A 21,964-nucleotide genomic window follows, 5' to 3' on the forward strand; every position below is an offset into this window, starting at 1 on the left:
GGAGGTTTGCGCATGGAAGCGTATTGGAGATGGATGGCGCGGGCGACGTGCCGTGCTCGGCGAGCGCTCGATCGAGAGGATGGGCAGGGGACGACGGAATACGCCATCCTCGTGGGCGTGCTGGTGGTGATCGCCATCATCGCGATCACCGTGTTCCGGCCGAAGCTGCAAGAGCTGTGGAACGCCATCGCGGAAGGGATCAACGGGCTGTAAGCGAAAGCCTGGCACGGAGCGCGTCGTGCGCTCCCGATGAACGCGGCCAAGGGACGATCGAGTTCGCGCTGGTCACGGCAGCGTTTCTGGCGGCGGTGATCGCGTGCGGCGCCCTGTGGCGCGGCTTGGAGGCCGGTATGTTCGTCGATCATGCGCTCTCGTCGGCCTCGCACCACGTCCAGATGGCGATGCCGGGGTCGGTGGCTGATGTGTTTCTGTATTAGCGAACGGAGAGAGGAAGGAGGGGGCATGCTGCGAAGGCGCGAGTCGGGTCAGGCGACGGTGGAGGCGGCGTTTCTGCTGCCGGTGCTGTTCGTCGGGTTGTTGCTGCTCATGCAGCCCGGCATGCTGCTGTACGACCGCCTCGTGATGCAGGCGGCGGCGTCCGAGGGATGCCGCCTGCTCGCGACGAGGACGGCCGCTGCGGGCGACATGGCCGAGAGCTGCGAGGCGTTCATCCGCCACCGGCTCGGGGCCGTCCCGCCCGTCTCCTGCTTCCACGTGCACGAGGGCGCGTGCAGCTGGGACATCCGGCTCGAAGGCGACGAGCGTTCGGACGTCGTCCGCGTGACCATCGTGAACGAAGTGCGCCCGCTGCCGTTGATCGATGCGGCGGGCGCCTTGCTCGGCATCGTGAACGGCAACGGCAACCTCGAGGTGCGGGTGACGGCGGAGCAGCCGACGCAGCCGTCGTGGGTTCGCACGTCCGAAGCGGGGTCCGACCCGGCGGGGTGGATCGGGGCGTGGGCGTCATGATGATCGATGCGTTCCGGGACGAAGAGGGCATGACGACGGTCGGCATGGTGCTGGCGCTGCTGATCACGCTGGCGCTCGTGTTCTCGGCAGGGCAGGCGTACCGGGTGGGCTCCGCGTCGTCGGAGGTGCAGAACGTGGCCGATGCCGCGGCGCTGGCCGCTCAGAACGAGGTGGGCGAATTCATGATCGTCGTGCGGGTGTGCGACGCCGTGGTGCTGTCGCTGTCGTTGACGAGCCTCGTGGCGACGGGCCTCGGCGTGGCGGCGCTGTGCACGCCGGCCACCGCTTCCGCGTCCGAGACGTTGCTGAAAGCGGGGCGCGACGTGGCCCGGGCGCGCGACCGGTTCGCCGAGAAGGCGGCCGACGGGCTCGATCGCCTGCAACGGCTGCTGCCGTTCCTCGCCGCAGCGAACGCGGCGTCGGTGGCATCGGCGAACAACGGCTCCTCGTCGAACTACGTGGCGCTTGCCGTGCTCACGCCCGCTGCGGGAGAGGAGATCTCCGTGGACGGGGCCGCCGAGCTCGAGGAGGTGGGCGCGGCGGTGGGCGACGAGGCCGACGAGGTGCGCCAGGCGGCAGACGAGGCCGAGCGCGCCGCCGAACGGGCCAACGAGGCCAAGCTGCGCGCGTTCGAGCACGACTGCGGCCTCGACCCGTCCTACTGCATGTACGAGCGCGCGGCGACGTTGGCGGGCATGCACGGTGCGGAGAACCCGCTGTTCAGAAGCGTGGATACCTGGTCGTTCTCCGTAGCGCTCAAGCGCGCGCAGGCCTACTATCCGCGACGCCTCGCTGCGGAGGCGCCGGAGGGCGGCTCGGTGGAGGAGCAGGCGCGCTCGGCGCTGCGCAAGCGGTTCTACGCGTTCGCGGTCGAGGAGGTAGGGCGCGGGTACGTGCACGAGAGCGACGACTCGTTCGACGCGTCGTTCCCGCACCTTCCGAAGAACACAGCGGAGATGAGGGCGACGGCGCTGTACACGGAGGCTGCGTACCCCTGCACGGTGGACGAGGCGGGGCGCGCCACGGCCCATGCGTGGGCCGGGTGCCCTGCGGCGGCCGGGGCGGGCAGCCTCGTGTCGATCGCCCAGACGGAGGCGGAGTCGTTCGCCGAGTGTCCGGAATGCGGATTCTCGGCAGCCAGCATGGGCAAGGTGGCCGCCGCCTCGTCGTCTATCGAGAACGGATTCGAGTACCACTACGAAGCCGTCGCGAAGGCGGCCGACGATTACGAGAAGGCCCGCGCGAAGCTCGATCCGCTGGCAAGCGAGGTGAAGCGGCGCGCAGGAGGCCTGTTCGACCAGGTGAAAGACGCGCTCGGCAAGGTCGCGGGCAAGCGCCTCTCGGCGCAGCCTCCGGGGCGCTACGGCGTTGTCGCGCTCGTGGCGAACACGGGGAGCGTCTCTGCGGCGGACGGGTTCGGCAGCTCGTTCGTGCGCGGCAGCGGCGCGCTTGGCGCGAGGGCCGCGGTGTCGGCCGCGACGCTCGTCGCCGATTCCTCCGAAGAGGGGGCCACCGTGGTGTCGTCGCTGCTCGACGGCGTGAAGGACCAGGGAGGGACGGCCGTGGGAGCGCTGGGCACGGTGCTCGATTGCTGGTCGGGGCTCCTAGGCGCGTACGCACGGGGCCAGGAAGCGCTCGACGAGGCCGTGTCGACGTCGCTCGACGAGCTGCCGCTCGCAGGGGCGAGCGGCTTGGGCGCGTGGGCGGCGGGGACGTTGCGAGAGGTCGTGCGAGCCGCAGGACTCGCGCCCGCCGAGCTCGACGCGCTCAAGCCGGTGCTGGTGAATTCGGCGCACGTTGCCGCGCGGGACAAAGGGGCGTTCGGCGCGCGCCTGCTCTCTCTCAAGGAGCAGGCGATAGCGCACCCGCTGGGCTCGAACGACGTGTTCTCCTCGATCGTGGGGTTGGTGGAGGGCGAGGCGGTCGAAGGCATCCAGGGCTTCGACGGGACCGTCGAGATCGCCGAAATCGAGCTCTGGGACGGCGGCCCGTCGTTCCCGGTGCGCATCGCGCTGCCCCAGGCGGCGAAGGATGCGGCATCCGATCTGGTGCAACGGGTGGCGGACGCGTTGCGCGGGGTATACGCGCAGGTGACAGGGGTGAGGATATGGGAGTGATGCAAGCGCGCGACGAGCGGGGCCAGATGACGGTCGAGCTCGCGGTGGCGTTTCCCGTGCTGATCGTCGTGGCGGTCATCGCGGTGAACGCGCTCACGTTCTTCTCGGAGTGCGCCGCGTTCGACGACGCCTTCCGCGATGCGGTGCGAGTATATGCGACCTCGCCCGCCTCCGGTCAAGGCATCGAGCAAAGCGTCGCCCTCGTGCAAGCGGACTTGGCTGCCGCGTTCGATGCGGCGAACGAGGAGGCGCGCGTGTCGGTGGAGGGGACCGCGGGCGGGCACACGCGGTTCACGGGCACCTTGGAGTATGACCCTACGCTGTTCGGCTTGGGCCTGCGCTCCTCGGTGTTCGGGATCGCCCTGCCGCCGTTGACGCATGCGGCGAGCATCGCGGTCGACTGCTACAAGCCGGGCGTGCTGCTATGAGCGCGCCGTCGATCGGCGTCCGCCGCCGGCGTGCTTGGGCGATCGCGGCCGCTCTCGTCGCGGGGCTGGTCGTCGCGCTCGCGCTCGCGTCGGCCGACCGTCCGGGCGTGCTGCGCGAGGCGGCTCGCTCGCCGACCGAGGCGAGCGACGCCGGGCCTCCCGCGGGCTTCGAAGACGAGGCGCTGCGACTCGAGGGGCGATGCGACGTGCGGGCGGACGAGCGCAACGGCGTGTTGGGATTTTCCTGCGCCGGAGGGGCTGCGGAGACGCTCGCCGCGCTTGAAGGGGAACTGCGCGCAAAAGGATGGAGCGGCGTGAGCAGCGGCCATGAGGGAACGGGGTCGTTCGTGAAGGAAAAGGGTCGGTATCGGTGGATGTTCGTCGCCTGCATCGACGTGGGCGACTGGACGAGCGTGGTCGTGCGGTACACGACGGAGGAAGGAGCGTGACGGCGGTGGACGAACGAAGGAGCGATGCGCCGGCGGGGCGGCCCCTGCGGCTCGCCACGCGCACGGTGCGCAGGGCGCGGGGGCTGCTGTTCTCGTCCGAGCACGGCGAGGCGCTGCTGTTCGTTCCGTGCAACGACGTGCACACGGCGGGCATGCGACACCGTCTCGACATCGCGTTCGTGGATGCGGCGGGGCTCGTGCTGGAGGCTCATCGCGACGTCGGGCCGTTCCGGCGGTTGCGCAACAAGGACGCCGAGGCGGTGGTCGAGCGGTTCTCGTCCTGTGCGACTCCATGGTTTTCCGCAGGGGATCGCGTGGGCGTGGTTTGTCTGAAAGGAGAGAGGCAATGAAGACGTGTCCAATATGCGGGGCTCGTGCGTTCGACGACGCCGAGGTGTGCTTCGGGTGCCTGCACCGCTATGGAGAGGAGCCGGCCGAGCCGCGGCCGAAGGTTGCGGCGCCGGGGGTTGTGCCGGTTGCGGCACCGGTGGCGATGTCGGCTGCAGCGCCGGTTGCGGCGTCGGCATCGGGCGCGATGCAAGCGGTTCCGGGCGGACGCTGCCCGGCGATGCGCCCCGAGGGGCTGGGCGGCGATCTGGTGCCGGGTCGGGCCGGTTGCGAGGAGGCGCCTTCCGCGCCGGCGAAACAGCGCCCTGCCGCTCCCCCGCGCGACGGGGCCGGGTGGACCGTGCGTTTCGAGCTGCCGGGGTACGCGCCCACGGTGGAATCGGCGGGCCGGGAAGGAGGGCTCGTCGTGCGGTTTCAGCCCGAGGGCGCGGTGCGTGCGGAAGGGGTTGGCCGCGAGCGCGTTCTGCGCGGCACCCATGCACGCGACGCCCCGGCGGGCGGCGGGGTGCTGGCGAGCGCGGCAGGCTGCTCGTGACGGGCCCGGTCGCCCTCGTCGTCGCGGCCGGGTGCGCGGGCGGGCTGATAGGCGGGCTCGCCGTGCCTTGGCTGGCCTCCGTCCTCCTGGGACGGGCCTATCGTCGTGCGCGTGCGTGGTGGTGGGATTCGCTCGCAACGTACCGCGCGTTCAAGCGGGCGCATCCCCAGCGGGAGCCTTCGCCGCGCGCGGCAGGAGTCGAGGGGTCGCTCGGATTGTGGAGGGAGCAGACGGTGCGCGACGCGCAGGCGGGAAGCCTGCCGCGCGAGCGGTTGCGGGCGCTCGTCGAGGCGGGGTGCGCGGTGGATGCCGTCGAGCCGGCGCGCGGCGAATCCGATCAAGAAGCGCGCTGCTCGTATCGCGCGAAGCGTCGGCATCGCTGCCTCTTGGCGCTGGCGGGCGCGGCGGCGGGCTGCGCGATCGTGTGGCAGGCGAACTCGCCGGGGCCGGGGGCGGCGTTGGCGGCGGCAGCCGTCGCGATGGCGGTGGCCGCGGTTTGCGACCTGCGGGCGAGGATCGTGCCGCTCGAAACCTGCGCGGCCCTTGCGGCGGCGGGCCTCGTCTTCCAGGCATCGACCTCAGGGCTTCGCGGCGTGCTGGCTGGCTGTGCGTTCGCTGCGATCGCGGTGCTGTGCTGCCTTGCGGCGAACCGGCTGTTCGGCCATGCGGGCCGCGCGCCGGTGGGGTACGGCGACGTGCGATGCATGGCGGCGCTCTCGCTGGTCAGCGGCGCGGCGACGCCGGTGGGAGCCGCGCTGTGCTACGGCGGCGCGGCAGCGTTCTCGCTTGCGGGCATCGCCGCGGGGAGGCTGTCGTGGAGAAGCGGCATCCCGATGGCGCCGTTTCTCGCGGTTTGGCTGGTCGGCGGCGCGCTGGCGAGCTTGCACGGTATGGGATGAATCGACGAGAAGGAGCAAGGTATGAACACGATGAGGTAAGATGCGGCAGCAAAGCTGAGCAAGGCTCGGGCATGGCTCGTGGTGGGCGAAGAGGACGGCGGTTCCGAGATCGTGCAGACGGTCATCGTGCTGGGATTCGCGGTAGGGCTGGGAGCCGCGCTGCTGTTGCTGCAGGGCAACATCCAGACGGCCATCACGAAAGCGGGAACCTCGGTGACCGACATGTTCTCGAAAATCACGTCCGGTGCGGCGTAAAGGGCGCTCGGAGCGGGGCAGCAGCGTCGTGACGTTCGTCGTTGCGTTGCCGCTGCTGCTCCTGTTCCTCTTCGCCGTGGTCGATCTGGGACGCTCGGTGTTTTTGTCCATGGCGCTCGACGATGCTGCGCACGCGGCGTGCCGCGAAGCTTCGGGGCGTCCTGCGGGCGACGTCGCTGAGTCGCAGCTGCGCGAGGCGGCTTACGCCGCGGCGCCGGCGCTCGATCGCGAAGGCTTGCGGCTGAGCGTGTCGGTCCGCTATGGGGAAGTGGAGGATCGCGCCTACGCGCACCGGTTCTACAACGATGCGTCGGGTGCGTACGACGAGCGTGCGTCGCACGCTCGGTCGAGGCCCGTCGAGGTATCGCTCGAGCTGGCGGGCCAGTACCTCACGCCGCTCGGGGCGGCGTTGTCGGGCGGGAGCGAGGGCGAAGGCGCGGGGCGGTTCGCGTTTCACGCCCAGGTTCGAGGCGTTGCGGACGAGACGGTGGAAGGAGGGGCGTGGTGAGGGAGGGCGAGCGGGGAAGCGAGGTGGTCCAGTTCGTGATCGCGATGCCGCTGTTGTTGGCGGTTCTGTTCTCGATCATGCAGCTGGCGGGCATGACGCTTGCGGCGAGCCAGGTGTCTTCCGAGATCACGCGCGCGTGCCGCCAGCTCGACGCCGCGGGTTTCGAGCTGGCGGCGGACAAGGAACGGTTCGTCAAGGAAGGGATCCTCGGCGCATCGACCCAGCTCGATCCCGAGCGTCTGCACGTCGAGCGCGTCTGCTGGACGAGCGAGCAGACGAATGGGGAGCGGCCCGTGCGCGACGGCGGCGTGATCGAGGAGCGGGCGACGATGGTCGCGGTGTCGTACGACGTGCGCTACCGGCTGCCGGCCATCGCGGATCTGCCCGGGCTGACGGGGCGCGTGCTCGAGCGGCACGTGCAGTGCACGTTCACGGACGACCGGGTGATCGAGATCAGGCAGGAGGGGTTATGAATGCGAGGGGTCGCCGCGACGAGCGCGGTTCCATGGTGCCGCTCGCGGTGGTGGCGGCGCTCGTGCTGTTCGCAGTGGTGGCGTTCTCCGTCGACCAGGGCATCGCCTACGCGGCGAAGGCGCGTCAGGAAAACGCGCTCGATGCCGCGCGCGCCGCCTGCATGGATGCATCGTTCGCGCTCGTGGCGAAAAACGATGACGACCCGGGGCGCATGGTGGCCGACCGCGTGGCCCGCACCGTGCGCGACGCGGGGTTTCGGGGGAAGGCGTCCGTATGGTTCTACGAAGCGCCGGAGGCGAGCGCTTCCTCGACGGAGCGCCACTGGGCCATCGGCATGCAGCTCGAGGAGGATTCGCCGACGGTGTTCGCGCGCGGCTTCGGCATCGATACGCTGCCGGTCGCGTCGTACCGGGTGATGACGGCGATGCCGTACGCCGGCGAGCGGGTGTGGCGCCCGGCGCAAAGGCGTTGCGGCCGGTACGACTATCCGGCGGGAGCGGATGCGACTTCCTGGTCGTACGAGGCGCTGAGCTCGCTCGATGCCTTTCCTGCGGAGCTTGCAGAAGCGGCGCGGTCCGCGTCGCGCGGAGAACGGGAATAGTCCGGCGCGGTGCCGGCGATAACGAGAGAGGAACGGGCTATGGTGATGGGCGGCAACGGCGGCGATGCAGCGGCGTGGGGCGGAGGCTTTGCGGCGCGGGCATCGCGATGCGGAACGGACGGGGACGGGCCGGCGGCGGGCGGAGGGGTAGGACGACCGGGCTTCGGGGCGCCTCGAGGGGGCGTGCAGGCGACGGCGTCGATGCCGGCCGTCGCGGGCGATCGCGTGAAGCCCGCCGCGAAGGCTCGGCCGCGGAAGGAGGACGCGCCGCGCGTCAAACGGTTGGCGACGATCGTCGCCGTCTCGGTCGCATTGGCGGCGGTGTCGGTGTCGTACGGCGTGTGGTCAGCCGCCGCTTCGCGCTCGGCCGTGCAGCACGCAACCGCAGGAGCGCTTCCCACGCTCGTGGCGGCCGCGGACATCCGCGCCGGCGATGCGCTCACGGCCGAGGACATCGAGGTGCAAGACGTGCCCGCGTCCTATCGGGCGTCCTCGGCATTGGGAGCGGAAGCGCTCGGCGCCGAAGGGGGCCTCTCGGGCGGACGCGCCCTCGTCGACATTCCCGCAGGGGCGCAGCTGTCCTCGTCGCTCGTGACGGGGGCTGGCGGCGATCGCCTTTCCTCCGAGCTGGGCGCGGGCATGCAGGCGGTCACGCTCGCAGTGGACGTGGAGACGGGGCTCGCGGGCCACGTGCGGCCCTACGATGCCGTGCGCATCGTGTCGGCGGAAGGCGCGTCTGCAGGCGAGGCGTTCCTCGAGACGGTATGCGAGAGGGCCCGGGTTCTCGCGGTCGGAGACGATGCGACCGGCGTGCAGAGCGGATCCGCTTCCGTCACCGTGGAGGTTTCGCCCGGCGAGGCCGATGCGGTGCGCGAAGCCCAGTTCGCGGGACGGGTGAGCCTCGTCCTCATAGCCGCAGACGATGCGCTCGGGGAGGTGGGCGACGATGGACAGGGCGACTGAGCGCGCGATCAAGCGAGCCGTGCGCGACGAGGCTGCGGTGCGGTTGCGCGGCGACGCCGTCGGCCCCGCTGCGGTCGAGGAGCTCATCCGCCGGCTCGTGGAAGAGGTCGCGCGCGAATCGGGCGTGCCGCTTCCCCCGTACGAGTTCGAGGAGCTTTCCCGCGCGATGATCGACGACTTCCTCCACTACGGGCCGCTCCAAAGGCTGCTCGAAGACGAGTCCGTCACGGAGATCATGGTCAACGGCGGCGGCGTCGACCTGGACGATCCCGCGCTGCCTTTCCGCGCGCCCATCGTGTACGTGGAGCGTGCGGGGCGCATCGAGTACCGACCGGACGTGGAGTTCGACGACGCGGAGCACCTGCGCCGCATCATCAACAAGATCGCCGAGCAGTCGGGCAAGCGGTGCGACGAAGCGCACGCAATGGGCTGCGCGATGCTGCCGGGGGGCCGGGCGCGCGCCACCTACGTGGTGCCGCCCATCGCTCCCGACGGCCCCGCCCTCAACGTGCGCACGTTCTCGTCGAGCATGCTGGGCATGGAGGACCTCGTGCGCATGGGCATGCTGACCGATGCGATGTCGCAGTTTCTCCGAGCGGCGGTGCAGGCGCGCTGCCCGCTCGTGATATCGGGCGGAACGGGATCGGGCAAGACCACGTTGCTCGGCGCGCTCTCAGGGTTCATCCCTCCCGAAGAACGGGTGATCACCATCGAGGACACGCCCGAGCTGCGCCTGCAAACGCCGCACGTGGAGCGGATGCAGACACGCGAGGCGAACACGGAAGGCGAGGGGTCGGTGGGCATGCGCGAGCTCGTGGCGCTGTCGTTGCGCCGTCGCCCCGACCGCATCATCGTGGGCGAGTGCCGCGGCGCCGAAGCGTACGACATGCTGCAGGCCATGCAGACCGACCACCCGGGCTCGATGACCACGGTGCACGCGAACGACCCGGGCAATGCCATCAGCCGCTTGCGCACGATGGTGGGCTATGCCGACGGCGATCTCAGCCGCGACGTCATCGTCCAGCAGATCGCCGAGTCCCTGCAAGGCGGCCTCGTCGTGCACGTCGAGCGCATGCAGGACGGGGCGCGCCGGGTGACGAGCGTCGTGGCGGTCGACCCGCTTCCCGAGGGGAGCCTCGTCATCCCGCGCGCAGAGCTGTTCGTCTTCGACGTCGAGGGCGTCGATGCATACGGCTCCGTCGCCGGATCGTGGCGCGCATGCGGCGTGCAGCCTCAGCGCATCAAGGAGCGCATGCGCGCGTCGGGGGTGTGGTACGACCCCGCCTGGTTTTTCGAGCAGTGAGGAGGGCTGAACCATGATAGGACTCGTGTTGCCGGGAGGCCTCGTTGCGGGGTGCGTTGCGGCTGCCGCGTGGGCGTATGTGCTCGTGCGGCAGGAGCGCGCGGCGTGGCGCGGCAGGGCGTTGAGCGATCGCGGCCTCTACGAAGCGGGGGAGGCCGCTGCGAAGGAGCGGAAGGGCCCGCAGCTGCCGTTTCTCGCCCGCGCGCTTCACGAAGCGGGAGTTGACGCGTCGGCGACGAGCTGGGCGGTGGGCGTCGCCGCGCTTGCTTTCGTCTCGTTTTCGCTGGTCACCGCGCTTGCGGGCGATGCGATTGCCGGGGCGGCGGCCGGCTTCGCGGTGCTGGCAGGATCGGCGGCGCGGCTGCGCCTTCTGCGCAAGCGCCGCAAAGAGCTGCTCGACCGGCAGCTCGCCCGTGCGCTTCCCCAGATCGCGGCCAGCGTGCGCAGCTCGCTCACGCTCGAACGCGCGCTGCGCACGGCCGCGTCCCATGTGGAAGACCCGCTGCGCGAGGAGCTCGCGCGCGTGCTGGCCGATACGGCGTACGGCACGTCGCTCGCAGCGGCGTTCGAGGCGATGGCGCGCCGAACCGGCAGCCCCGACGTGCGCGCGCTCGCAGCGGCCGTCAGGATACAGCAGCGGTTCGGCGGAGCCATCGCGCCCGTGCTCGACCTCGTAGCCGCGCATGCTGCGGCACGGTTGCGCACGTCGCGCGAATTGAAGACCGAGCTCGCCGGCACGCGCCTGGCGAAGTGGTTCGTCGCGCTCGCCATGCCCGCGATCTTCTTCATCATGTTCGCGACCAACGCGGACTTCTCTCAGTTCTACCGCACCCAGCCGCTCGGCTGGGCGGTGCTGGGCGTCGCAGCGTGCTCTGAGGCGTTCGGGCTGCTGGCTTGCCAGCGCATCACGGCGGTCGATCGGAGCGAGTCATGATCGGGGGAGGTGCGGGCGCGGCGATCTGCGCGATGCTCGTGCTCGGCGCGGCGGTCGGACTTGCGGCCTACGAGGGGCTCGTGCGCTACGCGGCCCTTGCCCGGCCCGCCGTCGTTGCGACGCCGACGGCGCGCGCTTCCGCGGAAGACGGCCGGGCGGGCGCCTCGTCTCCCCGCCGACGCTTCCGAGCGGCGTTCGACGCGCTCGCGACGCTGCTCGACCGGTACGTGCCGCTCACCCGCGCCGACATCGAGTCGAGCCGCGAGCGCCTTTCCAGAGCCGGCGTGGAGCTCGAGCCCGAGACATGGCGGAGCATCCGCGCCGTGGCCGCGCTGGGGTGCGCGGGGTTCGCGGGCGTTCTCGCAGCAGGCGCAGGGTTCGCCCCGTTCGCGGTGGCGGGAGCTGCGGGCTGCGGCGCGGCGGTCGGTTGGATGGCCCCGTCATGGTGGCTGTCGCGCAGGGAGCGCGGGCGGAGGAGGGCGATCGAGCTCAAGCTGCCCGACGCGATGGAGCTGCTCGGCATCGCCATCGCTGCGGGCTCCCCGATCGAGCAATGCTTTCGCGAAGTGGCCGAGAGCATGGACGGCCCCCTTGCCCGAGAGTTCTCGCTCGTCGACCAGGAGGTGAACCTGTTGGGACGTTCGCGCGAGGAGGCGCTCGAGCACCTGGGGCAACGGTGTTGCAGCCAGGACGTCAGCGCGTTCGTCGCGCAACTGACCCAGGCGGTGAGCCAGGGGTCGTCTCTCACCGAAGGGCTCGCCGCCCAGGCGGCGCTGGCGCGCGAGACGGCGCAGGCGGAGGCGATGGAGCGCATCCGCAAGATGCCGACGAAGCTCGATATCGTGCTATCGCTGTGCTTCCTGCCGCCCACGGTTGCGCTCGTGGTGGTGCCGACGGTGGTCGATCTGCTGGACTTCTTGAACAATTCGATGGGATGAGGGGGCTTACGTGAAGCGAGGGTTGAACAAGGGAGCGAGGCCCGAGAGGCGCGTCGCGTACGGCGTGGCGGCGGTCGCTGCGGTCGTGGTGGCCTCCGTCGCGTTTTTCGGCTGGAGGGCGTGCGAATACACAGACGATGCCGCAGGCGGCGACGCAGGCACGATCGAGTTGGAGGTCGCCCTGCGATGCGACGGCTGGTCGCCTGAGAACACCGAGCTGGGAGTGTTCGTCTCGGGCACCCAGCTCGACGGCTCGCCGTGCGACGAGCAGCTCGTCTTCGAGGGGGCAGACGTGCGCACCGCCTATCTCGGCGCGGGGTCGTACGAGATCGTTCCCCAGCTGCCGATGCTCATGCTGCGCGACGGCGCCGTGCTCGCCGCAAGCGATCCGGCCGCGCGGAGCTATGGGGAAGGCGCGCCGAAATCCGACGCTCTCGAGGTGGTCTACCGGGCGATCGACGCGCGCGATATGGCCGAGGGCGAGCTGCGCGCCGTCGCCGAAGCCAGCTTCGTGCTCGAAGACGATGCGGATGCGGCGTTCGAGCGCGCCTTGGTGCGGCAAAGCGAGGAGGGGGCTCATGCCGAAGCGTGAAAAGCAACGCATCGCGCGCACGCTGCTGGCGGCGGCCGTGCTGTTGTGCGCGAGCTTCGGCCTCGCCGCCCTGGAGACGGGCGAGGCCTTCGCGTACTCCTATCGGACGACGAACACCACGTCGATCTACAATCGCGCCTGGATCAGGGTCGACCCGTCGGCGAACTACCTCGAGCTCATCGGCTCCGACCCCATCGGTCCGCGCTTCGACATGCCCAGCTGGAACGCTCCCGGCGGCATCCATTCGCGAATCGAAGCCTACCAGTTCGCCGTCTGGAGCGTCGCGAACGGACAGGACGACCTCGCCTGGTACTCGGGCGGCAACGGCCGATGGACCCGGGCGGGCGCGGTGATGGGCAGCGGCAAGCTGGACGGCAGCGGCAACGGCAACGGGTTCGGGTGCATCGCCACGTACGGATACGGATGGGGCGGCTCCGTCGTGTCCAAGCATGGAGGGTTCGACGCGCTCATGGCCTGCCACGTGTACCTCACGAACGCCGATTACGGGCTCAACAACTACGGGTACGTCGACTTCTGGCCGCGTGTGAAAATCGCCTACGATGCGAACGGCGGAACCGGCGCGCCCGCAGCGCACTACAAGTACATCGGCACCACGGCGAACATCTCATCGCAGAAACCCACGAGGGTCGGCTACACGTTCGAAGGGTGGTCGACCGTCAAGAACGGGGCTGTGGACATCGCTCCCGGCCAGAAGGTGGGATACGAGGATTGGAACCTCCAACAGTGCAGCAACATCCCGCACGATTGGGAGGGTACGCATCCCACGGCGTTCTTCCGCGACCCGTCCGCCGGCCAGCCGTCGCCCTCGGGCTCGAACGTCATCCCGCTGTACGCCGTGTGGAAGCCGATCTCCTACACCGTGTCCTACAACGGAAACGGCGCGACCTCCGGAAGCACCGCGTCGTCGTCGCACGTGTACGATGCGGCGAAGACGCTCACCTCGAACGGGTTCCGGCGCAGCTACGCGCTCACGTGCGACGCCCAGGGAGGGTCGGCGGGCGTCACGCGGCTGGACTGCACATGGAAATGGAAGTCGTGGAACACGCGCGCCGACGGAGGCGGGGCGTCGTACGGGAACCGGGTCTCCGTCAGGAACCTGCGCACGACGACGGGAACCACGAACCTCTACGCGCAATGGAGCGAGGGAGTCGTCGAGCTGCCCGATCCGGGAACGAAGGCGGATTGCGCGTTCAAGGGATGGTACGACGCCCCTTCGGGCGGCTCGCCCATCGGCAAGGCGGGCGATCGCGTGTCCATCGGGTCGAGCACGACCTACTACGCGCAGTGGCAGCCGTACGCGCGCATCGCCTACTACGCCGACGGCGCCGGTTCGCCCGTGTTCTCGGAATCCGTCGAAGCAGGGACCGCTTATCGGGCGAACGCCCGGGCTGCCGCGCAGGCGACGCGCCCCGACTGCGCGGGCTTCGACGGCTGGTACCTCGACGCCGCCTGCACGCAGCCCTTCGTCGAGGGCTCGGCCGTGCCTGAAGCGGGGCTCGCGCTGTACGGGCGCAACCGCGTAAGGGTCTCCTACGCGCCCACCGACCGAACCGTCGCCCTCTTCGCCGATCGCGAGCTGTTCGCCGACGAGGGCGGGCTTCGGCCGCTTGCGCACGGTGTCGAGCTTCCCCAAGCGCGCGAGCTGTTCTACGGCGAGCGCCTCTCGTTCGATCGAGGCGGCAGCGCGTGGTTCAAGCAGCACGACCGCATGCGCGAAGCGACCTGCGAGCCGGGAGCCTATGCGACGCCTGCAGGCGAGGGCGGCCTCGCCCGCTCGGCGCGCATCACCCGCAATACCGTCGCGTACCTGCAATGGTCGGTCCCCGTCTACGACGGCATCGCCCTGTCATAAACCTTACGCTTGAGTAATACTAACGTTTAAGTTATAGTTTTGGGAAGGAGCCGATCGCATGCCTCCGAAACCGTTCGAGATATACCGTCGATTACTCAGGGAAGGCTGGCAGGGCAACGGCTGTAAAGGATCTCATCGGAAGTTGTCGAAGGACGGAAAAAGGGTCACTGTCCCGCTCCATCGCAAAGAGTTGGCGAAGGGTACGTGGGAAAGAATTCGCAAAGATGCCGGGTGGCGTTGATCGGGCAATCGACGAGAGCGAGGTTGACATGCATTACGTGTATCCGGCTGTGTTCACCGAGAACGAATTGGGAGGCTATAGCGTTTGTTTCATCGACTTCGAAGGCGGCTACACCGACGGCGATGACATGGAAGATGCCGTCACGATGGCAGAGGAGGTCCTCTGGCTCCTCATCGACGACTACCTGCAGCTCGACAAGCCGTTGCCGAAGCCGACGTACCCGCAGGACCACGAGGGCTTGCTGGTGGCCGTTTCGGTCGACGTCGATACCGAGCGGGGAATGCTTACCACCAGGATGGCGGCCTCCATGCTCGGCGTGAGCGATGCCCGCGTGCGCCAGATGGTCGGCTCGGGCCAGCTCGCCTCCAAAAAGCAGGGCCGCGACAACTACGTGTACCTGTGGAGCGTGAAGGAGCGTTTGAGCAATCCCCCGAAACAGGGACGCCCGCGCAAAAGCGCATCCGACAATCCTGTCGGATGCGCTCCCTAGCGCGTCTCGCCTACGAGCGCTCGCGTTCGCAGGCGAGCCGGCGGTTACGCGCGGGTGGCCGCGCTCGCGGCTCCCGCGTTGCCGCCGGCTTCGTTGCTCTGCACGCGCAGGCGTCCTGCCACCAGCGCCACCGCGAAGATGGCCAGCGTGAACAGCAGCATCACGCCGATGTTCGCCAAAATGGGCAGCACCGCGTCAGATGAGGCGACGGTCAGGTCGGCTGCGCTTTGCAGCGCGCTCGTGTACCAGTACGCGGGCAGGAAGTGGGCCACCGTCTGCACGGCAGGGTCGAGCAAGTCGAAGGCGATCCAAGCGCCGCCCAGAAACGAGATGACCATGCCGAGGATGTTGCCCAGCGCGTTGCTTGCGAATTCGCCAACGCCCAGCTGGCCGAGCAGGTAGCCCACCGAAAGCGGGATCGTGGCGAACGCGAACGACGCCGCGAGCATGAGCGCAAGGCCCGTGCCGCTGATCATCGACACCGCCTCGTGGAACACGGTCAGGCCCAGGCAGATCGTCCACAGCCACACCGCCACCATGACCAGCAGGCTGCCGGCCCCCACCTGCAAGCCGTACGAGAGCGTCGGCAACGGCGACACGAGGTTGCGGCGACGCAGGTCGGTGCGGTTGAGCGTGGTCATGAGCACGCCCACGCACACGATGATGGACGCGAACAGGGTGTAGGTGCCCCATTGCAGGAAGAACACGAACCGCTGCGCTTCCGACGAGGTGCCTCCAACCTGCACGCTGTCGGCCTCGGCGGCCTCCGCCATGATCTCGTCGGTGTGCTGCACGATGTCGTTCAGCGACGCGGCTCCCTCCAGCCCGGCGTACGCCCGCGCGATGCCCAGATACTCGTTCACCATCTGGTCCATCAGGTTGCCCTCGGTGGAGTAGTAGCTGTACACGGTTTCCAGCGTGGGGAGCTCGTCGCCCTCCCGCGCCGCCTTCGCGAACGCCTCGCCGAACCCTTCGGGGATGATCAGCGTGTAGGAGCTTTGGCCTTTGGCGACGGCATCCTGCAAGGCCATCGGGCTGTCCTCCACCGGCACTTCCGTGCCCTGTTCGCGCAGGTAGGCGGTCAGCCCCTCCGAGAACGCGCTCGCGTCGCGATCGATCACGGCGAACTTCGTCTCGTACGGCGAGAATTCGTTGTCGCTCGAGCCTCCGAAGGTCAGGCCGCTCGCGATGAACACGCCCATCAAGCTGAGGAAGCCAGCGTACACGAGGAGGTACATGGGGTGCCGCAGCACCGTTTTGATCGCGATCTTAAAGACTTGCATAGCGCTGCCTCCTAATGAACAAAGCCGATGCGGCGAACAGCACCGCAGCCATGGCCAGCAGGATCAAGATGTGCTCGATCGTGCGCTGGTAGGTGTCGTAGTACATGATGCTGTAGAACGCCTGGGAGATCTGCACTGCGGGGTTGACCAGCTGCACCGCCGGCGCAGTGGCGGTGATGGTGTCGGCCAGCTTCATCGTGGGGGAGCCGTACAATCCGGCGAACAGCGATGCGAAGCACACGATGCCCGACAAAAGGCCGCCTTTCACGCCCTCGTCCACCTTCGGCAGCGAACCCAGCAGCGTGCCGAACGCCGTCGCCACGAGGGCCGCCGCCGCGATCACCGCGACGCACATCGCATCGCGCCCGCCGAAGTCGACGCCGGCGACGAAGCGGATGTACGCGAACGCAATGATGATGCATACGAACGTGAGCACCCAGCTCGCGGCCAGCGTGGCCGTGAGCGTCTTCGCGCGGCTCAGCGCGGCCACGGCGCGCCGCGCGCCCAGCGGGCTCAGGTTCGGCTGCGTGCGGCAGATGGCGATCATGCCGATCTGCCCGCCGAACAGCGCCGCCATGCCCAACAGCGCGAAGAAGTAGCGCACCGATTCCTTGGGCGGGTTCTGCGTGACATCGATCTTCTCGGTGAGGTCGCCGGTATCGAGCAGCTTCTCCAGCGCCGCCGTATCGGCCAGCGCGGCGGGGTTCGTGGCGGCGACGTCTTCGATGAGCGCCGCGTTGCGCACGTACGCGTCCCCGATGGTCTTCAGGATGGACTGGTAGGCGCTGTCGAGCGAGTCGGGCGTGACGCCGGCTTTCACATGCACGGTGGGCTCGCCGTCGGCGTCCACGGTGAAGTACCCGGCGGCGCCGTCCGACGCGACGTTGAAGTACCCGGCGCCCGCAGCCTCGTTGCCGCTCATGAGGTCGCGCGCCTCCTGCTCGGTGTTCACGCGCACCACGTCGAGCATCTGGTCGTCGCCCGGCTCGGACAGCGTGTCTATCATCTCGGAGAACCCGGGAGCGGCGTCGAGATTCTCGTCGACCACCACGGTGGGGATGGGCTCGAACTGCCCCGCATCGTCCAGGTTCGCGAACATGAACACGAACATGGTGGACAGGATCAGGGGAAACGCCAGCGACCAGATGAACACGCTCTTTTCGCGCGTCAGCGTGAGCAGGGCACCTTTGAAAACATTGAACATGATGACCGTCCTTCCGCCGCTAATCGCGCAGCTCGGTGCCGGTGATCTCCAGGAACACGTCGTTCAACGTGGGCGGCTCGGCGTAGATGCGTCCGAACTGCACGCCGTCTTTCTGCAGCACCGCCAGCACATCGCTCAGGTTGTGCGTGCCGTTTTGGCAGGCCAGCTCCAGCGTGCCTTCGCGATACAGCGCACGCGTGACGTGCGGCAGCTCGTCGAGGTGCGCCAAGGCGATTTCGTTGAGCTCGGGCGCGTCGATCTGGATCTTCTCGCCCGTGCCGATCATCGCTTTGAGCTCGGCGTTCGTGCCGGTGGCCAGCGCCTGCCCGTGGTCCATGATCATGATGCGCGTGCAGATCTCCTCCACCTCCTCCATGTAGTGGCTCGTGTACACCACGGTGGAGCCCTGGCTGTTCATCTTCTGGATGCCCTCGAGGATGGCGTTGCGGCTTTGCGGGTCGACGGCCACGGTGGGCTCGTCGAAGAAGATGAGTTCAGGCTTGTGCGCGATGCCGCACGCGATGTTCAGGCGTCGCAGCAGGCCTCCCGACAGCTTGCGGGGGCGGAACTTCACGTAGTCCTCCAGCCCGACGAACGCGATGGCCTCGTCCACGAGGTCGCGGCGTTTTGCCCGATCGTTCACGTACAGCGCGCAGAAGTAGTCGATGTTCTCGCGCACGTTCAGCTCCTCGAACACGGCCACGTTCTGGGGCACGATGCCGATCCGGCGTTTCAGATCGTAGCTCGACGGGCGCATGGCCTGGCCGAACAGCTCGATGGTGCCCTTGTCGTAGGTCAGCAGCTGCAGGATGCAGTTGATGGCGGTGGTCTTGCCCGACCCGTTCGGGCCCAAAAGGCCGAATATCTCGCCCGGCTCGATGTGCAGGCTGAAGTGATCGAGCGCGAGCACCTCGTTGTAGCGCTTGACCAAATTGTCGACGGCTACGATGTCCATGGTTCCTCCTCGTGTGCGGTTTCGTTCCGCGGTTTCTTTCCTGCCTCCATCATGCTCGCGCGGGGCTTTCGGCGGAAGTGTGCGTCGTCATCGGTTTCGCCCCCGGCCATGACATTTGTCACGAACCTCTCAGGGGGACAGGGGGACGGGAGTGAGACAGGGGGACGGGGTAATTGTCTCATCTTGCCCTCAAGATGAGACAATTACCCCGTCCCCCTGTCTCACTCCCGTCCCCCGGCTCGGCTATACTGTGTCGCATGGATCGGGTTATCGACGAAATCATCCTCGTCGCGCTGTGCTTGCTGCTGCTGCCGTTTACGATGTTCGCCGGCGCGCACGTTGCGGCGCTGCTGTGCGCCATCGTGGTGGTGTGCTGCTTCGACGTGTATCCGCACGCGCGCCTACGCTACGCGGCGGCGGGCGCGTTTCTGCTGACGACCTTGCTCGTGCCGGAATTCGTCGTGCTCCTGCCTGCGGTCGCGTACGTGCTGTCCGCCGAGCGGTTCTGGCCCGTTAGGTTCAGCTGGACCGTGCCGCTCGCCTTCGCGCTGCGAACCCAGGACTTCCTGCTCGTGGCCGCCGTGGCCGTGATGAGCGTCGCGGCCTGCCTCATGGCGTGGCGCACCGCGCGCATGGGCGAGGAGCGTGAGCGCTACCGGGTGCTGCGCGACGAGTCGCAGGAGGCATCGCTGTCGCTGGCGAACAAGAACCGCGAGCTCATAGCCGCACAGGACTACGAGGTGCGCCTGGCCACCTTGTCCGAGCGCAGCCGTATCGCCCGCGAGATCCACGACAACGTAGGCCATCTGCTCACGCGCTCGGTGCTGCAGGTGGAGGCGCTGCAGGTGGTGCATGCCGACGACGAGCGCGTGCGCGGCGAGCTGGCTTCGGTGGGCGCGACCCTGCACGAGGCCATGGACACCGTGCGCAAAAGCGTGCACGACCTGCACGACGACGCGTTCGACCTGCGTGCGCGACTCGACGGCGTCATCGGAGCCTGCGGCCTCGACGGCGTGCGCCTCGTGTACGATGTGCGCGACGTGCCGCTGCCCGTGGCGTACGGCCTGGTGGCCGTCGTGCGCGAGGCGTTGTCGAACGTGGCGAAGCACAGCGACGCCACGCGCGTCGACGTGTCGGTGATCGAGTACCCGGCGCTCTATCAGCTCGTGGTGCAGGACGACGGCTCTCGTGGCGGCGAGGTGCGCCCTGCGGCGTCGGGCGACGCGCCTGCGCACGCCGGCATCGGCCTGCAGACGATGGAGGAGCGCGTGAGCTCGTTGGGCGGCCGGCTGCGCACCGGCTATCGCAAGGGCTTCCGCGTGTTCGCCACCATACCGAAGGAATCATCGAAGGAGAGGGTATGATCAGGACGCTTATCGTCGACGACGACCCGTTCGTGCGGATGTCGCTGCAAACCATCCTCGAGGCGCAGGACGACGTGGAAGTGTGCGCGCTCGGCGGCGACGGGAGCGAGGCGGTGGAGCTGTTCGAGCGGGAGCGCCCCGACGTGCTGCTCATGGACATCCAAATGCCCGGGACGGGCGGGCTCGACGCCGCCGAGCGCATCCTCGGCGAGCACCCGGATGCGCGCATCGTGTTCCTCACGACGTTCTCCGACGACGAGTACATCGTGCGCGCCCTGCGCCTGGGGGCGAAAGGCTACCTCATCAAGCAGGAAGTCGCCACCATCGCGCCGGCGTTGCGCACGGTCATGGCCGGCCAGAGCGTGCTCGGCAGCGAGGTTCTCGATCGCATGGACGCGCTCATGCGCGGCGGCACCCCGCCGACGAAGACCGCCGGCGCGTCGGGCGGCGATTTGCACGACGATCTCACCGAGCGGGAGGCCGCCATCGTTGATCTGGTTGCCGAGGGGTTCGACAACAAGGAGATCGCGGCCACGCTGTACCTGAGCGAGGGAACCGTGCGCAACCACATCAGCGCCATCCTCCAAAAACTCGACCTGAAGAACCGTACCCAGCTCGTCGTCCGCTACTACCGCGACCGCTAAGCGTCCGTCCGCGGATGCGCCTCGCCGCCGATGGCCTCGGCCAGCGAGATGAGGTCCTGCTGCGAGTTCACCTCGGTCTTGCGGTAGATGCTCGAGATGTGCGAGTTCACCGTTCCCGCCGAGATGAACAGCGCATCCTTGATGTACGGCCGGTTGCGCCCGGCAAGCAGCAGGCGCGCGACATCGGTTTCGCGCGGGGAGAGCGCGAAGCGTTCGGCAAGCGCATCCGCGGCGCTCTCGGCGGTCATCGCCGACGCGATCGAGTCCGCCGCCGAGGCGGTCGGACCCTCGGCGGCGGACTCGATCGCGTCGGCGATGACGAGCCTTCCGAAGTCGGTCTCGTATCCTTGCAGCGGCCGCGCGTCGCCCCCGATGAACAGCTTGTCGAAGTCCTCCAACTTGATGGCCATGCCGCATGCGAACAGCACCACGAGGAAGAACAGGGGGGCCGTGACCGGTATAACCCCATTGGTGATCAGGCACGACTGCTCGCCTAACATCACGCCAGCGAAAATGCCCGCCCCCTTCGCCATGAGGTAGATCAGCAGGGGCACCGAAGCGAAGCGCCGGTCCTGCTTGACGGCTTGATACCAAAAGCTCCAGGCCAGCGCTTCGAGGGCGATCATGCAGGCGAAGCAGAACGAGAACGCGATGGTCGCGAGCAGCGGGCTGTAGAACCGCACGTACAGGATGAGATAGCTCACGGCGAACACGACGATGGCGAAGCGGGCCTGCCCCCGTTGATGCGTGCGGGTCGCGGTTTTGCGAATGATCAGAAACAGCGTGAGCGTCACCAGCAACGTGGTGACGAAGACCGAAGGCGAGTACCACGAGCGCGACTCGAAATCCCACGGAGCGGCTATCACGCGGAAGAAGGCGAAGTTCAGCCAGACGATGAAGATGAAGGCGCTTGCGTAGTTCAACAGCATCGGCTTCACCGAGAAAGGCGCATCGTGCTCGATCAGCTTCGAGGGAGCGCTGCGCTCGGCGCCGGCAGGGCGGCGCTCGAGGTCGGGCAGGTCGGAGCTCATCAGCGCGAACGCCAGCGGAGCCACCGTGCAGAACGCCACGGCGCACCCGGTGGGAAGCATGATGAACACGAGATACACCAGCAGCGAGAACACCGACACCAAGCCGAAGAAGGTGCCGAGAAACGAGGTTTCGAGCTCGGGGAAGTGGTCGATCCGGTAGAGGTACATCAACGGGAGAAGCAGGCCGATGAGGGCCGAGCAGGCGAAGGGCAGCACGTCGGGCAGCACGTTGTACGTGTGCATCATCCAGATGCCGAGGCAGCAGGCACCCATCAGAACGGCGGCGAGCAGGTAGACCCTGCGAGAAAAGCGCAAGGGCCTCGAGCGTCGTCTGACGAGCAGGCCCGTAGCGCTCACCGCAAGCGCCAGCCCGGCAGCGCACCAGCATTGCTCGGGAAGACTCGGGCTCAGCACGGGCGACCCTTTGGTCAACGCGCTCGAAAAGAACGCGAGGTATTCCCATGCGTACAGGATGACGAACGCGGCCAAAGCGCGTCGTCGCGTGCTTGAGGCGACGATGAGCCTGATCGGTCCCAGCACGGATGGATTCCGCGTTTCAGCCATAC

Annotated in this window: 27 protein-coding genes; 23 read left to right on the forward strand and 4 right to left on the reverse strand. The window is 68.4% G+C overall.

Annotation, left to right across the window (positions count from 1 at the left end; translation table 11 throughout):
• The first annotated feature begins 12 nt into the window (after positions 1 to 12).
• The 21 genes from C1A15_RS05220 (at position 13) to C1A15_RS05320 (ending at position 14,917) form a co-directional block, all read left to right on the forward strand.
• Entirely contained in the window at positions 13 to 213 is a 201-nt protein-coding gene (locus C1A15_RS05220; RefSeq protein ID WP_101721576.1) for a Flp family type IVb pilin, read from the forward strand.
• A complete protein-coding gene (locus C1A15_RS05225; protein ID WP_245864923.1) occupies positions 177 to 437 on the forward strand; it encodes a hypothetical protein in 261 nt (86 codons plus the stop codon). The genes C1A15_RS05220 and C1A15_RS05225 overlap by 37 nt, the downstream gene beginning before the upstream one ends.
• A gap of 25 nt (positions 438 to 462) precedes the next feature.
• On the forward strand, positions 463 to 969 hold the full coding sequence (locus tag C1A15_RS05230) for a TadE/TadG family type IV pilus assembly protein (protein WP_101721577.1): 507 nt from the start codon (positions 463 to 465) through the stop codon (positions 967 to 969).
• Positions 966 to 3,086 carry a pilus assembly protein TadG-related protein gene (locus tag C1A15_RS05235; RefSeq protein WP_245865081.1) on the forward strand — a complete coding sequence of 707 codons (2,121 nt, stop codon included), beginning with the start codon at positions 966 to 968 and terminating at the stop codon, positions 3,084 to 3,086. Before C1A15_RS05230 ends, C1A15_RS05235 begins: the two co-directional genes overlap by 4 nt.
• Positions 3,077 to 3,514 (forward strand): hypothetical protein, encoded by a 438-nt coding sequence (locus C1A15_RS05240; protein WP_245864924.1) that lies wholly within the window; start codon positions 3,077 to 3,079, stop codon positions 3,512 to 3,514. Before C1A15_RS05235 ends, C1A15_RS05240 begins: the two co-directional genes overlap by 10 nt.
• On the forward strand, positions 3,511 to 3,963 hold the full coding sequence (locus C1A15_RS05245) for a hypothetical protein (RefSeq protein ID WP_245864925.1): 453 nt from the start codon (positions 3,511 to 3,513) through the stop codon (positions 3,961 to 3,963). The genes C1A15_RS05240 and C1A15_RS05245 overlap by 4 nt, the downstream gene beginning before the upstream one ends.
• A gap of 5 nt (positions 3,964 to 3,968) precedes the next feature.
• A complete protein-coding gene (locus tag C1A15_RS05250; protein WP_245864926.1) occupies positions 3,969 to 4,313 on the forward strand; it encodes a DUF192 domain-containing protein in 345 nt (114 codons plus the stop codon).
• Positions 4,310 to 4,846 (forward strand): hypothetical protein, encoded by a 537-nt coding sequence (locus C1A15_RS05255; protein ID WP_101721579.1) that lies wholly within the window; start codon positions 4,310 to 4,312, stop codon positions 4,844 to 4,846. Before C1A15_RS05250 ends, C1A15_RS05255 begins: the two co-directional genes overlap by 4 nt.
• Positions 4,843 to 5,745, forward strand: coding sequence for a prepilin peptidase (locus C1A15_RS05260; RefSeq protein ID WP_101721580.1), 903 nt, complete (start codon positions 4,843 to 4,845; stop codon positions 5,743 to 5,745). The genes C1A15_RS05255 and C1A15_RS05260 overlap by 4 nt, the downstream gene beginning before the upstream one ends.
• A gap of 78 nt (positions 5,746 to 5,823) precedes the next feature.
• Positions 5,824 to 6,000, forward strand: coding sequence for a hypothetical protein (locus C1A15_RS05265; protein WP_245864927.1), 177 nt, complete (start codon positions 5,824 to 5,826; stop codon positions 5,998 to 6,000).
• 28 nt (positions 6,001 to 6,028) lie between these two features.
• Positions 6,029 to 6,508, forward strand: coding sequence for a TadE/TadG family type IV pilus assembly protein (locus C1A15_RS05270; RefSeq protein WP_101721581.1), 480 nt, complete (start codon positions 6,029 to 6,031; stop codon positions 6,506 to 6,508).
• Positions 6,502 to 6,981 (forward strand): TadE family protein, encoded by a 480-nt coding sequence (locus tag C1A15_RS05275; protein WP_245864928.1) that lies wholly within the window; start codon positions 6,502 to 6,504, stop codon positions 6,979 to 6,981. Before C1A15_RS05270 ends, C1A15_RS05275 begins: the two co-directional genes overlap by 7 nt.
• The gene (locus C1A15_RS05280) at positions 6,978 to 7,583 is read left to right on the forward strand and encodes a TadE/TadG family type IV pilus assembly protein (protein WP_101721582.1); all 606 of its coding nucleotides are present in this window, start codon (positions 6,978 to 6,980) and stop codon (positions 7,581 to 7,583) included. Before C1A15_RS05275 ends, C1A15_RS05280 begins: the two co-directional genes overlap by 4 nt.
• 183 nt (positions 7,584 to 7,766) lie before the next feature.
• Positions 7,767 to 8,546, forward strand: a complete 780-nt coding sequence (cpaB, locus tag C1A15_RS05285; protein WP_245864929.1) for a Flp pilus assembly protein CpaB — start codon at positions 7,767 to 7,769, stop codon at positions 8,544 to 8,546.
• Positions 8,530 to 9,849 carry a TadA family conjugal transfer-associated ATPase gene (locus tag C1A15_RS05290; protein WP_101721584.1) on the forward strand — a complete coding sequence of 440 codons (1,320 nt, stop codon included), beginning with the start codon at positions 8,530 to 8,532 and terminating at the stop codon, positions 9,847 to 9,849. Before cpaB ends, C1A15_RS05290 begins: the two co-directional genes overlap by 17 nt.
• 13 nt (positions 9,850 to 9,862) lie before the next feature.
• Positions 9,863 to 10,783: a type II secretion system F family protein gene (locus C1A15_RS05295; RefSeq protein WP_101721585.1), complete on the forward strand. Its 921-nt coding sequence runs from the start codon at positions 9,863 to 9,865 to the stop codon at positions 10,781 to 10,783.
• On the forward strand, positions 10,780 to 11,721 hold the full coding sequence (locus C1A15_RS05300) for a type II secretion system F family protein (RefSeq protein WP_101721586.1): 942 nt from the start codon (positions 10,780 to 10,782) through the stop codon (positions 11,719 to 11,721). The genes C1A15_RS05295 and C1A15_RS05300 overlap by 4 nt, the downstream gene beginning before the upstream one ends.
• A gap of 10 nt (positions 11,722 to 11,731) precedes the next feature.
• Positions 11,732 to 12,313 (forward strand): hypothetical protein, encoded by a 582-nt coding sequence (locus tag C1A15_RS17195; protein WP_245864930.1) that lies wholly within the window; start codon positions 11,732 to 11,734, stop codon positions 12,311 to 12,313.
• Positions 12,300 to 14,186 carry an InlB B-repeat-containing protein gene (locus C1A15_RS05310; RefSeq protein WP_101721588.1) on the forward strand — a complete coding sequence of 629 codons (1,887 nt, stop codon included), beginning with the start codon at positions 12,300 to 12,302 and terminating at the stop codon, positions 14,184 to 14,186. The genes C1A15_RS17195 and C1A15_RS05310 overlap by 14 nt, the downstream gene beginning before the upstream one ends.
• Before the next feature lie 58 nt (positions 14,187 to 14,244).
• Entirely contained in the window at positions 14,245 to 14,427 is a 183-nt protein-coding gene (locus C1A15_RS05315; protein WP_101721589.1) for a type II toxin-antitoxin system HicA family toxin, read from the forward strand.
• Positions 14,411 to 14,917 (forward strand): type II toxin-antitoxin system HicB family antitoxin, encoded by a 507-nt coding sequence (locus C1A15_RS05320; RefSeq protein WP_245864931.1) that lies wholly within the window; start codon positions 14,411 to 14,413, stop codon positions 14,915 to 14,917. The genes C1A15_RS05315 and C1A15_RS05320 overlap by 17 nt, the downstream gene beginning before the upstream one ends.
• Before the next feature lie 44 nt (positions 14,918 to 14,961).
• Here C1A15_RS05320 and C1A15_RS05325 read toward each other — a convergent pair whose 3' ends face one another.
• The 3 genes from C1A15_RS05325 to C1A15_RS05335 are packed head-to-tail and all read right to left on the reverse strand — an operon-like array spanning position 14,962 to position 18,359.
• A complete protein-coding gene (locus C1A15_RS05325) occupies positions 14,962 to 16,200 on the reverse strand; it encodes an ABC transporter permease (RefSeq protein ID WP_101721590.1) in 1,239 nt (412 codons plus the stop codon).
• Positions 16,187 to 17,404, reverse strand: a complete 1,218-nt coding sequence (locus C1A15_RS05330; protein ID WP_101721591.1) for an ABC transporter permease — start codon at positions 17,402 to 17,404, stop codon at positions 16,187 to 16,189. Before C1A15_RS05330 ends, C1A15_RS05325 begins: the two co-directional genes overlap by 14 nt.
• A gap of 19 nt (positions 17,405 to 17,423) precedes the next feature.
• Entirely contained in the window at positions 17,424 to 18,359 is a 936-nt protein-coding gene (locus C1A15_RS05335) for an ABC transporter ATP-binding protein (RefSeq protein ID WP_101721592.1), read from the reverse strand.
• A 257-nt stretch (positions 18,360 to 18,616) separates the two neighbouring features.
• On the opposite strand from C1A15_RS05335, the gene C1A15_RS05340 reads away from it, so the two are divergent.
• Both C1A15_RS05340 and C1A15_RS05345 read left to right on the forward strand, forming a co-directional pair.
• Entirely contained in the window at positions 18,617 to 19,723 is a 1,107-nt protein-coding gene (locus C1A15_RS05340) for a sensor histidine kinase (protein WP_101721593.1), read from the forward strand.
• Positions 19,720 to 20,367, forward strand: coding sequence for a response regulator transcription factor (locus C1A15_RS05345; protein WP_101721594.1), 648 nt, complete (start codon positions 19,720 to 19,722; stop codon positions 20,365 to 20,367). Before C1A15_RS05340 ends, C1A15_RS05345 begins: the two co-directional genes overlap by 4 nt.
• Here the strand turns inward: C1A15_RS05345 and C1A15_RS05350 are convergent.
• The gene (locus tag C1A15_RS05350; RefSeq protein WP_245864932.1) at positions 20,364 to 21,962 is read right to left on the reverse strand and encodes a response regulator transcription factor; all 1,599 of its coding nucleotides are present in this window, start codon (positions 21,960 to 21,962) and stop codon (positions 20,364 to 20,366) included. The two genes, C1A15_RS05345 and C1A15_RS05350, sit on opposite strands and share 4 nt — an antisense overlap.
• Positions 21,963 to 21,964 lie beyond the last annotated feature (2 nt).

The sequence above is a fragment of the Eggerthella timonensis genome (assembly GCF_900184265.1).
Lineage (GTDB): Bacteria > Actinomycetota > Coriobacteriia > Coriobacteriales > Eggerthellaceae > Eggerthella > Eggerthella timonensis.

Bases quoted from the DNA above. Each gene is read 5' to 3' on its own strand.
- C1A15_RS05255 (WP_101721579.1), top strand. From the start codon at position 4,310: ATGAAGACGTGTCCAATATGCGGGGCTCGTGCGTTCGACGACGCCGAG.
- C1A15_RS05320 (WP_245864931.1), top strand. From the start codon at position 14,411: ATGCCGGGTGGCGTTGATCGGGCAATCGACGAGAGCGAGGTTGACATG.
- C1A15_RS05335 (WP_101721592.1), bottom strand. From the start codon at position 18,359: ATGGACATCGTAGCCGTCGACAATTTGGTCAAGCGCTACAACGAGGTG.
- C1A15_RS05345 (WP_101721594.1), top strand. From the start codon at position 19,720: ATGATCAGGACGCTTATCGTCGACGACGACCCGTTCGTGCGGATGTCG.
- C1A15_RS05315 (WP_101721589.1), top strand. From the start codon at position 14,245: ATGCCTCCGAAACCGTTCGAGATATACCGTCGATTACTCAGGGAAGGC.
- C1A15_RS05235 (WP_245865081.1), top strand. From the start codon at position 966: ATGATGATCGATGCGTTCCGGGACGAAGAGGGCATGACGACGGTCGGC.
- C1A15_RS05350 (WP_245864932.1), bottom strand. From the start codon at position 21,962: ATGGCTGAAACGCGGAATCCATCCGTGCTGGGACCGATCAGGCTCATC.
- C1A15_RS05280 (WP_101721582.1), top strand. From the start codon at position 6,978: ATGAATGCGAGGGGTCGCCGCGACGAGCGCGGTTCCATGGTGCCGCTC.
- C1A15_RS05325 (WP_101721590.1), bottom strand. From the start codon at position 16,200: ATGCAAGTCTTTAAGATCGCGATCAAAACGGTGCTGCGGCACCCCATG.
- C1A15_RS05230 (WP_101721577.1), top strand. From the start codon at position 463: ATGCTGCGAAGGCGCGAGTCGGGTCAGGCGACGGTGGAGGCGGCGTTT.
- C1A15_RS05290 (WP_101721584.1), top strand. From the start codon at position 8,530: ATGGACAGGGCGACTGAGCGCGCGATCAAGCGAGCCGTGCGCGACGAG.
- C1A15_RS05300 (WP_101721586.1), top strand. From the start codon at position 10,780: ATGATCGGGGGAGGTGCGGGCGCGGCGATCTGCGCGATGCTCGTGCTC.
- C1A15_RS05245 (WP_245864925.1), top strand. From the start codon at position 3,511: ATGAGCGCGCCGTCGATCGGCGTCCGCCGCCGGCGTGCTTGGGCGATC.
- C1A15_RS05220 (WP_101721576.1), top strand. From the start codon at position 13: ATGGAAGCGTATTGGAGATGGATGGCGCGGGCGACGTGCCGTGCTCGG.
- C1A15_RS05310 (WP_101721588.1), top strand. From the start codon at position 12,300: ATGCCGAAGCGTGAAAAGCAACGCATCGCGCGCACGCTGCTGGCGGCG.
- C1A15_RS05295 (WP_101721585.1), top strand. From the start codon at position 9,863: ATGATAGGACTCGTGTTGCCGGGAGGCCTCGTTGCGGGGTGCGTTGCG.
- C1A15_RS05340 (WP_101721593.1), top strand. From the start codon at position 18,617: ATGGATCGGGTTATCGACGAAATCATCCTCGTCGCGCTGTGCTTGCTG.
- C1A15_RS05240 (WP_245864924.1), top strand. From the start codon at position 3,077: ATGGGAGTGATGCAAGCGCGCGACGAGCGGGGCCAGATGACGGTCGAG.
- C1A15_RS05330 (WP_101721591.1), bottom strand. From the start codon at position 17,404: ATGTTCAATGTTTTCAAAGGTGCCCTGCTCACGCTGACGCGCGAAAAG.